This window comes from Nonomuraea sp. NPDC049400 (assembly GCF_044466425.1).
GTDB lineage: Bacteria > Actinomycetota > Actinomycetes > Streptosporangiales > Streptosporangiaceae > Nonomuraea.
Window position 1 is genome coordinate 29,894 of sequence record NZ_JBITMP010000015.1, and the last position, 12,878, is coordinate 42,771.

Genomic DNA, 12,878 nt, shown 5'->3' on the forward strand with positions numbered 1-12,878 from the left:
CCAGATCTCGCCGTGGAGCCGCGGCCGTCCTTCTTGCTCTGACACTGCCTCTGTGGGGCGCGACGACAGTCTCGACCTCGCTTCCAGCCTTTGCGGAAGGCGCTGACCAGGGCCCTTCGATCCCCCGCCCCACCGGGCAGTACGCGGTGGGGCGCGACACCCTGCACCTCATCGACAAGACGCGCCGCGACCCGTGGGTGCCGGCCGCGGGCGGGCGTGAGCTGATGGTGTCGATGTACTACCCAGCGGCAACCGGCGGCCGGGCCGCCGCATACATGACCGTCGACGAGGCCCGGCTCCTCCTCAAAGGGGTGAAGCTCGACAAAAAGTTCAAAGCCGAGCAGCTTTCCGGCGTCCGCGTGAACGCCCGCGTCGGCTCCCGCCCCATCGGCGGCAAGCATCCCCTCGTGGTGCTCTCGCCCGGCTTCACGCTCAACCGCGCCACGCTGACGACGCTCGCCGAGGAACTGGCCTCGAAGGGCTACGTCGTCGCACTCGTGGATCACGCGTACGAGTCGTTCGGCACCACCTTCCCCGGCGGCCGTACGCTGACCTGCGTCGCCTGCGAGACGATCGAGAAAGCCCCGTCAGATGCGGCGGAGAAGAAACTGCTGGGCAGGGCCGCGGCCGGGCGCGGAGCCGACATCTCCTTCGTGGTGGACGAGCTGACCCACGCTGCCGGCCACTCTCCCAGCTGGAAGCACTGGAAAATGATCGACCGGAACCGGATCGGCGCCGCCGGCCACTCGCTGGGCGGCAACGCCGCCGCCGCTGTCATGGCGGCCGACCGTCGCATCCGTGCCGGCGCGAACCTCGACGGCACGTTCTTCGCACCGGTGCCACCGTCCGGTCTCGGCAAGCGGCCCTTCCTCATGCTCGGCACCAAGGCTCAGCACTCGCCTGACTCCACCGACGCGAGCTGGCCGCTGGCCTGGCAGCGCCTGGACGGCTGGAAGCGCTGGCTGACAGTCGCCGACGCCGGTCACTTCACCTTCATCGACCTGCCGATCCTGGGCGGACAGGCTGGAATGACCGACCCCTCCGCCCCGCTCTCAGGAAAGCGATCGGGCGAGATCACCACGACCTATGTAGGCGCCTTCTTCGACCAGCACCTACGCGGCAAGCACCAGCCGCTGCTGAACGGTCCGTCCACCGCCAATCCGGAGGTGGCCTTCCAGAACCCCAGCAGGCCAGCGCCTGAGCACACACGGGCTTGACGGCCGCTCGCCCGGCGAGCTCAGCGAGGCATTCGGACTGTCGTCCAACCTGCTGGCTCACCACCTGAAGGTCCTGGAGGACGCCGGGCTGGTGACGCGGGCACGCTCGGAGGCCGACCGGCGGCGCAGCTACGTCCGGCTCGTGCCGGACGTGCTGGCAGGACTCCATCCCGTGCCGGCAACCCTGGCGGCCGCGCGGGTGGTCTTCGTGTGCACCCGCAACTCCGCCCGCTCCCAGCTGGCCGCCGCGCTCTGGCAGCGCCGCAGTCGCCTGCCCGCGGCCTCGGCGGGCACCCACCCCGCCGAACGCGTCCACCCGCGGGCGCTGGCCACCGCCCGCCGGCACCGTCTGAGGCTGGACCCGCAGGCCACAGCCCACATCCGTGACCTGGTCCGCACCGACGACTTGGTCGTGGCGGTCTGCGACAACGCCTACGAACACCTCACCCGGCGCCCGCCCTTGCACTGGTCAGTGCCCGACCCCGTCGCCGTCGACACCGAAGAGGCCTTCGAACGAACCTTCACCGACCTCGCCGGCCGCGTCGACCGGCTCGCCACCGCCCTCACCGATGACCCCGCACCGACGAAGGGCACACCATGACCGATGACGTGAGCATCGATCCACAGCACGCCCTGCTGACCGAACGCTTCGCCCGCCAGCGCCTGCGCGCCCTGGCCCGCGTCGAGGGCAAGGACACCACCGGCACGCCGATCGTGCTGTTCCTGTGTGTGCACAACGCCGGCCGCTCCCAGATGGCGCTCGGCTTCTTCACCCACCTGGCCGGCGACCGGGCGATCGGCTGGTCGGGCGGCTCGGACCCGGGCGAGCGGATCAACCCGTCCGCGATCGAGGCGATGCGCGAACGCGGCATCGACATCACCGGCGAGTTCCCCAAACCGTGGACCACCGAGATCGCCCAGGCTGCCGACGTCATCGTCACCATGGGCTGCGGCGACGCCTGCCCGGTCTTCCCCGGCAAGCAGTATGCGGACTGGCGACTGCCCGATCCCGCCGGCCAGTCGGTGGAGGCGGTACGTCCCATCCGCGACGAGATCGAACGCCGCGTACGCACTCTGCTGGCCGACCCTCGGCGTCCCCGCGAGCGGCGCATGACCGGCCTGGCCCTCGTCAGGCTGCTGTATCCGGCACAGGTTCGCCGGCGAGCCGACGAGCGCGGTCCGCGCGTAGCGGCTGGTCGTGACTGAGCTGATCCCCGTACGGGCGACGCCGGTGAGACGTTGAGAGACGCGGCGCGGGCAGCCGCCGGCGGGGATCATGGGCTGCTGGACGTCGATGTATCCGGTCCTGCGGGTTCGTGTCTCTTTTCCCAGTGGTCTCCGGGTCGGTGGCGCGCGTCGGGGCGCAGCAGGCGGTCGGCCTGGTGGAGGACGGCTTCCAGGTACTGGCGTGTGGCGGCAGGGTCGGCCGGCCCGATGAGCATGCGGTACATCGCCGCGCCCACGACCATGTCGATCACGGTGTCGAGGTCGGCGTCGGCGGCCAGCCGGCCGTCGCGGCGGGCGCGTTCCAGCGCGGCGTGGATCACCTCGCGGCGGGGCCGGATGTACTGTTCGCGGTAGGTGGCCAGCAGCGACGGCTGGGTGACGCTGGAGCCGATGAGCTGGGCGAGGATCGCCCGGAAGCGGGCGTCGCCGAGGGTGTGGATCCAGGAGTGCATGAGCCGCTCGTCGACCGGCTGCGCCGTGGCGTCGGTGGTGGCCCAGATGTCGGCCTCGGGGACGAGGGTGCGGGCCTGCTCGATCGCCTGGGTGAGGAGCTCCTCCTTCGACGACCAGCGCCGGTAGACGGTCACCTTGGCCACGCCGGCGCGCTTGGCGATCTGCTCGATGTTCGCGCCTTCCAGGCCGCGCTCCACGAACAGCTCCAGCGCCGCCTTCATGATCGTCTCGTCGGCCTCGGGGTCGCGCGGCCTGCCTCGGGTGCGTCGTGTCGAGGTCATCGGAAGTCCACCGAACCCAATCCCGTGCCGGACGCCGGCGGAACGAAGCGGGGGGTGTGCCCGGGCCGCAGCCGCCAGTCGGGGGTGAGGACGGCCTCCATGTGTGTACGCAGCTCCCGCACCCCGTCCTCGTCGAGCACCCCCTGGGCGAACGCGGAGGCGACCAGGTCGGAATGGTAGCGGGTGTTGTCGTGGGCGAACAGCGGCACGATGCGCGGGTCGGAGGCCAGGAGGTTCTGGATGCGCCGGGCAGCCTCCATCTGGTGGATCGTGTCGGCGCCGCCGATGGTCATCTGGCGTACCTGGTCGACAGCCAGGTGGGGCAGCGTGTAGAGGGTGTCGCCCATGAACAGCACGCTTCCGGCGTCCAGGCGCAGCAGCACGCACATGTGGCCGGGCGAGTGGCCGGGGGTGGGCAGCAGGATGACGCTGCCATCGCCGAAGTGGTCCTGGCTGGCGGGGAAGGCGCCGAAGGCGCCGGAGTCGAAGGCCGGGAAGGAGAGGTTGTCCTTGACCAGGGCGAAGGAGTACGGGTAGAGCACGCCATGCTCCCAGTCGCGGCGGTCCATCACCACAGTCGCCTGGGGCAGGTAACGCAGCCCGCCCGCGTGGTCGTCGTGGACGTGAGTGAGGAACACGGTGCTGATCTCCTTGGCGTCGTAGCCGAGCCGGGCCAGCTGGACTCGCAGATCCTGTCCAGGGCTCATCCGGTACTCGTCGCGCTCGGTCAGCAGGCGGGAGGTCATGTCGTAGTACCCGTCGTGATCGCGGGCCTGTTCCCAGTTGACGCCGGTGTCGACCAGCATGAGGCCGTGCCGGGGGTGGTCGATGAGGTAGGCGTGGACCGGAACCGTGATCTGCGCCTTGCCGACGAGGGTGCGTACGTAGCCGTTCAGTCCTTCCCAGCCGTCCAGACCGCCGTAGAACTGGCCGTAGGTGACGACGGTGTCGCCGGTGTGGATCGGGAACACCCGCACGGCGCCGCCGGCGATCCGCCGCCGCCCGCCCGGAGCGCGCACCGCCGCTTGCCGCTCCTGCTCGCCGCGCGCCAGCACCTCGCGGCGTCGCCGTTCGACCTGGTCGACGGAGAGTCCGCTCAGTACGCCCAGCGCCAGGCCCGCGCCGCCCGCCAGGAAGGCCCGCCTGGTCTGCCGGGCACCCCGGTCGCCCGCCGCCCGGCGTACGCGCAGGAAGAGCGCCGCCGTCCAGGTCAGGCACGCCGCGGCAGCCAGGGCGAGCAGCACCGGCAGGTCCGTGACGTAGTAGACGACCGCGAGGTAGAGCCCCAGCGTGCCCAGGCCGACCGGAACCCCGAGGAACGCCAGCACCCGGCCCCGTGTGGCTCGCCGGCCGAGCACACCAGGCCAGAGCAGCCCGACCACCGATCCGGCCAGCAGCAGCCCATAGGTCACCAGCAGCGGGACCGGCACGCCCTTCAACCGCAGGACAACCAGCCAGACAGCGCCCACCGCGAGGGCAGGGACGAGTAACCCGATCTTGCCCAGGATCTTCAGCACTCGGCCACCTCATTTCATAAACGCTTACGGATGCGTTTACATAATAGGCCGAGCGGGGGCCGGCCGGCGCCTGCTCGACCGGGGTTCGTTGATCGCGCCGATGGACGGTGTCGCACTGCCATGTCACGAATCGGCCGGGCTGTTCGTCTCGGGGGCAGACACCTACTGCGAGAAGGAGATGATCATGCGGGTGTTCGTGGCGGGAGGGGCCGGGGCGTTGGGGCGGCGGCTGGTGCCGCGGCTCGTGGCGCGTGGCCACCAGGTGACGGCGACGACGACGAGCACGTCCAGGCTGGGCCTGCTGGAGCAGCTGGGCGCCGAGGCGGTCGTGATGGACGGACTGGACGCGGCGATGGTCGGCGAGGTGGTGGCGAAGGCCCGGCCGGAGGTGATCGTGCACCAGATGACCGCGATTTCTGTGACGCACGCCGGCAAGGCCGACATGAAGCACATGGACCGGTGGTTCGCCGGCACCAACCGGCTGCGCACCGAGGGAACGGATCACTTGCTGGCCGCCGCGGAGGCGACCGGCGTCCCCCATTTCGTCGCACAGGGCTACGGCGCCTGGAACGGCATCCGCGAGGGCGGCTGGGTGAAGACCGAGCAGGACGGGCTGGACCCGATGACGGGGACGCCGGCGGAGCCCGGGATGGCGGCGCTGGGCCATGTCGAGGACGCGGTCGTCAAGGCCGGCGGCGCGGTCCTGCGCTACGGCTGGTTCTACGGGCCCGGTGCCATGGACGACCTGGTCGAGCCCGTGCGCAAGCGGCAGTTCCCGGTCGTCGGGAGCGGCGCCGGGCACTGCTCGTGGGTGCATCTGGACGATGCGGCGAGCGCCACCGTCCTGGCGGTGGAGAAGAAGGCGAGGGGCGTGTTCAACATCGTCGACGACGAACCGGCGCCGGCGAGTGAGTGGCTGCCGTATCTGGCGGCGTGCGCGGGCGCGAAGCGGCCGATGCGGGTTCCCGCCTGGCTGGCCCGGCCGCTGGCCGGAGACGTGACCGTGGTGATGATGACGGAGGGGCGCGGGTTCTCCAGCGCCAAGGCCAAGCGGGAACTGGGCTGGAAGCTGCGCTACCCCTCGTGGCGGCAGGGCTTCAGGGAAGAGCTGGCGTGACCCGGGCGGAGGAGTTCCAGGAGCTGCGGCCGCTGTTGTTCTCGATCGCCTACCGGATCCTGGGCAGTGTGAGCGAGGCGGAGGACGCGGTCCAGGAGACCTGGCTGCGCTATGCGGCGTCCTCGACACGGCCCGCCTCGACCAAGGCGTTCCTGTCGGCCGTGGTCACCCGGATCTCGATCGACGTGCTGCGCTCGGCCCGCGTCCGACGCGAGGAGTACGTCGGGCCGTGGTTCCCCGAGCCGCTGCTGACCGACCCCTACCAGGACCCCGAGCGGACGGCGGAGCTGGCCGACTCGGTGTCGATGGCGGCCCTGCTCCTGCTGGAGCGGCTCAGCCCGCTGGAGCGGGCGGTGTTCGTGCTGCGAGAGGTGTTCGGGTTCGGCTTCGATGAGGTCGCGTCGGCCGTGGGGCGGTCGGAGGCGGCGTGCCGCCAGCTCGCGGTGCGCGCACGCCGCCACATGGACGCGGGCCGGCCCCGGTTCGAGGCCGGCCGGCGCGAACGCGAGGAGCTCGCCGAGCGCTTCTTCCACGCCCTCAGGGAAGGCGACGTCAACGGGCTGGCCGAACTGCTGGCCGCCGACGTTCACCTGGTCGCCGACAGCGGCGGCAAGGCCCCGCGGTGGGGCGCGGGCATCATCGCCGGCGCCGGCAACGTGGCCCGGGCGCTGACCACGCTCGTCGCGCCGTTCGCCCGGATCGGCGGCGTCGTGGAGCCGCACCAGGTGAACGGCCAGCCGGGCGCGATCGTGCGTGACCGGGACGGCAAGGTCATCAACATCTGGGCGCTCGACATCCTCGACGGGCAGATCCAGGCGATCCACACGGTGCTCAACCCCGACAAGCTCACTCACCTGGGCCCCGTGGCCGACGCTTGGGCCGTCATCCGCGAGACAACCCAGACCCGCCGCCCCCGCAGCGACCCCAAGGGCTGACCGCGTTCCTGCTGTCCTCGGGGTGCCGTCAACGCGGCTGCCACCGGCCACCGTTTCGGGATCAGCATGTGCGGCGGCGGGACCTCGGTGATTTCGGCGATCGCTGCGGTGGACCTGGCCGTCGAGGGCCCGGCGCTGGCCGAGCTGCGGGCGCCGGGCCTGGTGGACGGCACGCTCACCGCCGTCCCCCCTGCCGTCGCGGTCGATCTGCTGGTACGGCGGCGTATCGAGCAGACCCAGCGCCGCCTGGCCGAGCTGAGCCTGGCTTGGCCGCCACTGGCCGGCGACGTGTTCCTGCCCGAGGGTGTGGAGCAGGCGCCCGGCGTGGTGGTCGCGGGCACCTGGGGCCAGCGTCTCATGCGGCGACGTACCGCTCGCTTGCCTGCCCGTGGAGACGGCCGGGCGGCAGCTTGCGGCCGTAGGCGACCAGGAGGAGGTCCTGGCCGGAGCCGGTCAGCGGGACGCCGGCGCCGAAGGACCAGTCCAGGTCGTCGGCGCGCAGTTGCACGCCGTTGAGGTCGGCGCCGAAGAATTTCGCCGTTCTGAGGGTGATGTGCTCCAGGAGCAGGCGTACGCGGTCGTCGGGGACGCGGCGGTCGATGCCGAGGGCGACGGTGATGTCCAGGCCGTGGATCACGTCGTGGCCCAGCGCCGCGGTGATGCCGCCGACCGGTGGTTTCCAGGGGTGGTGTGCGTTGTCGCGGATGGAGCTGACCAGGTCGGCCGTGGTCAGGGTGGCCGCGTCCTGGCGGGCCCGCCGGTCGGCCATCCGGTTGATGCCGCCCCGTGCCTTGACGAGTTCGAGCAGCATCGCGGGCAGCGAGAAGCGGAATCCCATCGACATGTGCGCGGCGACCTCGCGTACGCGCCATCCGGCGCACAAGGTCGGCGCGTCCCACCCGGCGGGCGGCAGGTCCTCCAGCATCGCCGCCAGTTCCCGGCGTTCGGCCGCGATCGCGGTCTTGATGTCCATGATGGTGCTCTTCCTTATTCGGTGAGGCTTGTGGCCGCGTACGCGGCGGCGGTCAGGACGGCGGCGAGCTGGACGGCGACCAGCTTGCGCGGCTCGATCGGCGGGCCGGGAGAGTCGGCTTCGGCCTGGCCGCACCAGAGGTCGAAGCGGTCGGCGAGCAGGCGGCGCTGCTCCCGGATCGCCGGTGTCACGTTGCCGGCGGCGAGTTCGGCGTCGAGCATGCGCACGAAAGTGCCGAGCAGGCGCAGCCGCAGCAGATGCAGCATCTGGCGGTTGCCGAACTCCTCGGCGACCGTGGCCGCTCGATCGAGATCAGGCAGGTCCTCCGCCAATTCGCCGAGCTTGCGGAAGGTCTCCAGCGTGCCCTCGGTCGAGCGGCGGAACGGCGAGCGCACGGTCAGGTCGCCGGAGACGGCCCGCATGCTCGACTCCAGCGTGTCGAGCAGCTCGCGCCGCGCCGCGGCCCCCTCCGCGACGACCTCCCCATAGGAGCGGCCGCTGCGGCCCTGGTCCGACACGCGTTCGTCGGCCCAGGTGGGCACTTCGGTGACCAGGTGGAGCGCGCCGTACCTGGCCGCGTAGTCGGCGCTGCTGCCGCCCGCGCCGAAGGCCGCGCCCACCTGCGCCCCGGGCGGGGTCAGGTAGACGGCGGGGCCGATCTGTACGCTGCCGGGTACCTCCGGTTCGCCGTGGTGCAGCGGGAGGCCCTCCAGTCCCGGCAGGGCGGCCAGCCGCTCTGCCAGCGTCGCATCCGGGCGGTTGAGGTAGAAGAACGCGCCCTGGTATTCGCCGTTGTGCAGCGAGCACACCAGCGACGGGCGTACCTCGTCCATGAGAGCCATCAGCGCGGCCGTCTCCGGCAGCGGGCGGTCGAAGGAATGGCCCCCGCCGGTCAGCGGGAAGGTCCACTCGACCTGCTCGGCGAGGTCGGGGCGGTAGAAGTGCTCCGCGTACGCGCGGCGATCGCCCGGCTTGCCGTACCAGCCCTCGTTCAGCCGGGCGCCGTCCGGGTCGGCGCACGCGACGATGTGCCAGCGGAAGTCCAGCAGTCCTGGGTCCTGGCACAGCAGCTTGACCAGCGTGAGGACGGTGAGGGCGCCGACCGGCTCGTTGGGGTGAGGCCCGGCGATGACGACCGCGTCGGCAGGCCCGTTGCCGACGGTGAGGGCTTGCAGCGGCTCGCCGAGCCGAGAGGCGCCGATGTCGCGCAGCCGCACCAGGCGGGGGTGGGCGGCGGCGAGCTCGTCGAGCTCGGCCTTCAGCGCATCGACGGACGGGAACGCCGTGTAGCCGGGAACCCGGCTCATGTACTCCGCAACTCTCATAATGAGATTACGGTAATAATGAGATTATGAGAGTAGCAAGGGGTAAATGTCCTCGGCTTGTGCGATCATCTGACGCGTTCTGTCGATCAAGCTCCCCTCGAGGAAGACAACGATGTCGACCGATATCTATGGCGCGCGCGTCCTGGCCGTCGATCCCGACGAGCTCCGGATCAGGTTCCGGATCTTCGTCGTCTACTACGACACCGCCAGCCAGACGTACGGCCCCGAACCGGACGATCCCAGCTTCTTCTTCTCCCTCCTCTGGGAGCGCGGACCCCTCTATGACCTGATCGACGTCAAAACGCGCCTCAACGGCGAGTGGGTCGACGCCAACACCCGGCGCTTCGTCTCACGCGTCGAACGACTCGCCACCCGCAACCATCCCCCGCCCCGGAGCAGTGGAAGGATCTGTACGACTTCTACTACGAGCGTGGTGGCGCCTGGCAGGACGAGGACCTGCTGGTCCAGTTCGACTACGACGTGTACGTCACCGACCGGCGCTGGATCGAGTCGTTCCGCGCGGGCGACGCCTGGGGGACGACGGCGTACCCGTACAACGCGGACATGTGGACCGCCGAGGACGCGCCGCACATCCCGGACCTCAGCGATCCGGTCTTCACGGTGAGCCCGTTCGACGTGACGACCGGAGACGTCGAGCACGAGCACGTCATCGAGGCGGAGTTCTCCGACGACGGCCGGTATCTGGGGCTGTGCAGCGACCAGGGCCGGATCTGGGTGTACGACACCGCCGACTGGTCGCAGGTCGTCCACCTCCCGACCGAGGAGGACTGGCTCCTGCCCCTGATCGCGTGGGTGCCCGGCGAACCCGTCATCACTCTCAAGAACTACTGTTCGGAACCGGACGACGACGACCGGACGCAGTGGGCCTACGACGTGGACGCCCGCGCCGAGGTCGAAGCCCCGTTCCAGCCCGGTCGCGTACGCTCGCGCGACGGCGGCTACTGGACCGGCAACTACGGCAACAGGGACGGCGGGTCCGACATCTGCGCTCCCGGCCGTCCACCCATCCCGTCCTCGGTCGCGGGCGGCAGCTGGGACCCGATCCAGTGCGAGTCCTTCGCGGGCGACGGCAGCCGCCTGTTCCTCGGGGCCCAGGAGAACCTCTACATCCTCGACCCGGCGACCGGCCAGGTCGTGGAGAAGGTCATGAAGGCATCCGAACGCCTCTTCCAGCTCGCCGCCAGCCCGGAGGGCGACTATCTGGCGGTGGGCAGCTTCAGCCGCAAGCTGCCCTACCTGGACATCCGCGACGACAGACGGCCGCACGAGCTCTGCGTGTGGCGGACCTCCGACATGAAGATCATCATGGGCCGGCAGCTCACGACCTGGGTCGAGGCCATGGCCTGGTCACCCGACGGCCGGTGGCTCGCGGTCACCGTGGAGCCCACCGCGGAGGGCCTGTCATTCAGCGGCAAGTCGCAGCTCATGGTCTACCGCATGGGCCCGAGCCAGCCTCCCTTCGCGGTCGAGTAGCCGTACCGGAAGGCGGCCATACCGAGGTCCGGGCCTCCTCCTACGAGGTCCTGCGGGCGAAGTCGGGGGCGTGTTCCGGGCGAGGGCCGAAGCCCACGAACCGGGCGGGGATCATCCGGAGCCGGGGGAACACCCGGGTGAGGAAGAGCAGGAACGGGGGTGGCCCTGAACGCTTACCCGCGAACTGCGGCTCGAACATGACGCGCTGCAGCATGCGCTGGCCGTTCTGGACGATCGCGGTGGGGCGGTATCTGCGCCGTTGCACGGCCGCCAGGTCGGCGAGGGTGACGGAGTGCCGCCGCAGTGGCCCGGCCAGAATGGTGGCGGCAGCCACGGCGTCCTGGATGGCGAGGTTGATGCCCACTCCACCGGCGGGCGACATGGCGTGCGCGGCGTCGCCGATGAGCAGCAGCCCGTCGAGGCACCAGCGCTTGAGCCGGTTGAGCTTCACGTCGAGCACGAACACCTCGTCCATGCTTGCGAGGTGGTCCACCTGGTCGGCGAGGTCCGGGCGCAGGTGGGCGACGCGTTGACGGAACCGCTCGATCCCTTCGGCCCGCAGCCGCGCGTCGGAGCCCTTCGCGGTGAAGTACGCCACCTGGTAGTAGTCGTCGCGGGCCAGGGAGATCAGCGCCTCGGGACCCCGCGCGACCGGTGTCACACTGGCGGGCGCGTGCCGGCCGCCCGGTCTGGGCAGGCGGAACCACCAGACGTCGAACGGCACGCGGAACTCCTTGGGCACCAGGCCCGCGGCCCGGCGCAGCGTGGAGTGCCTGCCGTCGCACCCCACCGTCAGCTCGGCGCGGATCTCCCCCTCGCGGCCGTCCGCCGTACGGTACCTGGCCCCGACGATCCTTTCGCCGTCTCTGACCAGCGCGGTCGCCTCCGTGTTCATGCGCAGGGAGAACCCCGGCTCCTGGCCGGCTGCCTTGGCCAGGAAGGAGAGCAGGTCCCACTGGGGCACCATCGCGATGTAGTTGTACGGCGCGGGCAGCGCTTCGAAGTCGCCCAAGGTCACGAGGCTGCCGTCGGGTGCGGGCAGCGCCAGGTTGCCCAGGCGGCTTTGCGGCAGGGCGCGGAAGCCCTCACCGAGGCCGAGCTCGTCCATGAGGCGGACCGTGGCGGGGTGCACGGTGTCTCCCCTGAAGTCGCGCAGGAAGTCGCCGTGCTTCTCCAGCACGGTGACCTCGATCCCCGCGCGCGCCAGGAGCAGTCCCAGCATCATGCCGGCCGGACCGCCGCCGCACACCAGGACGCCGGTGCTTTCGATGGTCATGACAGTGCCTTCCGACGCAGGCCGTAGTGGGCGAACAGAGCGATGACCGCCATGCGCAGCGCGACGTTCGCCCAGATCGCGGCGTGGACGCCGCGCGTGAACGCGTAGGCTTCGACGGCGGCGGTGCAACCGTGGAACACGATCATGGTCTGGGCGACGAGGCGCGCCCCGTCGGATTGCCGGAGGCTTCTGCCCGCGAATGACAGGAACGACACGGCCAGCTCCGCGGCGCCCAGGAGATAGCACACCAGGTAGGCGTCCGCGGGGACGCGCACGCCGACGGCACTGGGGATCAGGCCGGGCGCCGCGATGAGCACCATCCCCGCCGCCAGAGTGATCAGGCCGTGGAAGGTGAGGAGGATGCGGAGATTCATCGGTCCGCTTCCCCACGCAGGCGGGTGCGGGCGCACTGCCGGTCGTTGAGGCGCGGGTAGGGCTCGTCCGGTACGGGCACGCCGAGGAAGTCGCACAACGGTTCCCAGCCCTGTCCGGTTCGGTAGATCAGGACGCGGTCGGCGGGCAGCGCATCGGTGACGTCGGCCGTGTGGCGCTGGAACACCTCCACGGCGTGGCGCTCCTCAGGCATCGGGTCGTCCAGCGTCGCGCCGAACGTGTCGTGCCACATGCGGTCCAGCAGCGGTCGCATGCCGATGGCCACGGGCTGCAGGTCGCCGGGCACCGCGCTGGGGTTGCGCAGCAGCGCGAAGACGGTGTCGCGGAGGCTGGCGTACCAGGCGTGCGGGTCGCGCACGGTGAGGATGACCTTGGCGTCGGGGTAGGTCTGCGCGAGTGGGCGCCAGAAGTGGGCGCTCGGCCAGTCCACCGCCGCCCGGTAGCCCCGTAACACGCCGTTCCAGTCGACCGGCCCGTCGAGGGTCTGCCGCCACCGTTGCGCCTGCTCCGGGTGGACGCCGATCTCCTGCATGTGATGACAGGGACCGAAGCCCAGCCGCTCCAGCGCCGCCTTCAGCGACGTGGTCCCGGTGCGCGGCAGGCCCGCGCCCAGCACGTTGATCATGGTGCCGCCTCTCAGATAATTCATCACTTGATGAGCCTCTTATTG

The 12,878-nt window shown here is 70.7% G+C and carries 13 protein-coding genes; 6 read left to right on the forward strand and 7 right to left on the reverse strand.

Annotated features, from left to right (window positions below):
- Positions 1-146 precede the first annotated feature (146 nt).
- The 3 genes from ACIBVN_RS24330 to ACIBVN_RS24340 are packed head-to-tail and all read left to right on the forward strand — an operon-like array spanning position 147 to position 2,423.
- Positions 147-1,217: an alpha/beta hydrolase family protein gene (locus ACIBVN_RS24330; RefSeq protein ID WP_397139915.1), complete on the forward strand. Its 1,071-nt coding sequence runs from the start codon at positions 147-149 to the stop codon at positions 1,215-1,217.
- Positions 1,198-1,818: a helix-turn-helix domain-containing protein gene (locus tag ACIBVN_RS24335; RefSeq protein ID WP_397140296.1), complete on the forward strand. Its 621-nt coding sequence runs from the start codon at positions 1,198-1,200 to the stop codon at positions 1,816-1,818. The genes ACIBVN_RS24330 and ACIBVN_RS24335 overlap by 20 nt, the downstream gene beginning before the upstream one ends.
- Positions 1,815-2,423 carry an arsenate reductase ArsC gene (locus tag ACIBVN_RS24340; RefSeq protein ID WP_397139917.1) on the forward strand — a complete coding sequence of 203 codons (609 nt, stop codon included), beginning with the start codon at positions 1,815-1,817 and terminating at the stop codon, positions 2,421-2,423. Before ACIBVN_RS24335 ends, ACIBVN_RS24340 begins: the two co-directional genes overlap by 4 nt.
- Before the next feature lie 68 nt (positions 2,424-2,491).
- Here ACIBVN_RS24340 and ACIBVN_RS24345 read toward each other — a convergent pair whose 3' ends face one another.
- Complete coding sequence (locus ACIBVN_RS24345; protein WP_397139919.1) at positions 2,492-3,178, reverse strand: TetR/AcrR family transcriptional regulator; 687 nt, start codon at positions 3,176-3,178, stop codon at positions 2,492-2,494.
- Entirely contained in the window at positions 3,175-4,695 is a 1,521-nt protein-coding gene (locus ACIBVN_RS24350) for an N-acyl homoserine lactonase family protein (RefSeq protein ID WP_397139921.1), read from the reverse strand. Before ACIBVN_RS24350 ends, ACIBVN_RS24345 begins: the two co-directional genes overlap by 4 nt.
- A gap of 100 nt (positions 4,696-4,795) precedes the next feature.
- On the opposite strand from ACIBVN_RS24350, the gene ACIBVN_RS24355 reads away from it, so the two are divergent.
- A complete protein-coding gene (locus ACIBVN_RS24355; protein WP_397139923.1) occupies positions 4,796-5,812 on the forward strand; it encodes an NAD-dependent epimerase/dehydratase family protein in 1,017 nt (338 codons plus the stop codon).
- A complete protein-coding gene (locus tag ACIBVN_RS24360) occupies positions 5,809-6,747 on the forward strand; it encodes an RNA polymerase sigma-70 factor (RefSeq protein ID WP_397139925.1) in 939 nt (312 codons plus the stop codon). The genes ACIBVN_RS24355 and ACIBVN_RS24360 overlap by 4 nt, the downstream gene beginning before the upstream one ends.
- A gap of 355 nt (positions 6,748-7,102) precedes the next feature.
- Here ACIBVN_RS24360 and ACIBVN_RS24365 read toward each other — a convergent pair whose 3' ends face one another.
- Together ACIBVN_RS24365 and ACIBVN_RS24370 are read right to left on the reverse strand one after the other, a co-directional pair.
- Complete coding sequence (locus ACIBVN_RS24365; protein ID WP_397139927.1) at positions 7,103-7,720, reverse strand: maleylpyruvate isomerase family mycothiol-dependent enzyme; 618 nt, start codon at positions 7,718-7,720, stop codon at positions 7,103-7,105.
- Positions 7,721-7,734: 14 nt separating this feature from the next.
- The gene (locus ACIBVN_RS24370) at positions 7,735-9,045 is read right to left on the reverse strand and encodes a M14 family zinc carboxypeptidase (RefSeq protein ID WP_397139929.1); all 1,311 of its coding nucleotides are present in this window, start codon (positions 9,043-9,045) and stop codon (positions 7,735-7,737) included.
- Positions 9,046-9,363: 318 nt separating this feature from the next.
- On the opposite strand from ACIBVN_RS24370, the gene ACIBVN_RS24375 reads away from it, so the two are divergent.
- Positions 9,364-10,539, forward strand: coding sequence for a WD40 repeat domain-containing protein (locus ACIBVN_RS24375; protein WP_397139931.1), 1,176 nt, complete (start codon positions 9,364-9,366; stop codon positions 10,537-10,539).
- 40 nt (positions 10,540-10,579) lie between these two features.
- Here ACIBVN_RS24375 and ACIBVN_RS24380 read toward each other — a convergent pair whose 3' ends face one another.
- From ACIBVN_RS24380 to ACIBVN_RS24390, 3 genes are read right to left on the reverse strand one after another with little or no spacing between them, the layout of a single operon-like run.
- Positions 10,580-11,815 (reverse strand): FAD-dependent oxidoreductase, encoded by a 1,236-nt coding sequence (locus ACIBVN_RS24380; RefSeq protein WP_397139933.1) that lies wholly within the window; start codon positions 11,813-11,815, stop codon positions 10,580-10,582.
- Positions 11,812-12,189 (reverse strand): hypothetical protein, encoded by a 378-nt coding sequence (locus ACIBVN_RS24385; RefSeq protein ID WP_397139935.1) that lies wholly within the window; start codon positions 12,187-12,189, stop codon positions 11,812-11,814. Before ACIBVN_RS24385 ends, ACIBVN_RS24380 begins: the two co-directional genes overlap by 4 nt.
- Positions 12,186-12,857 (reverse strand): sulfotransferase family protein, encoded by a 672-nt coding sequence (locus tag ACIBVN_RS24390; protein WP_397139937.1) that lies wholly within the window; start codon positions 12,855-12,857, stop codon positions 12,186-12,188. The genes ACIBVN_RS24385 and ACIBVN_RS24390 overlap by 4 nt, the downstream gene beginning before the upstream one ends.
- Positions 12,858-12,878 lie beyond the last annotated feature (21 nt).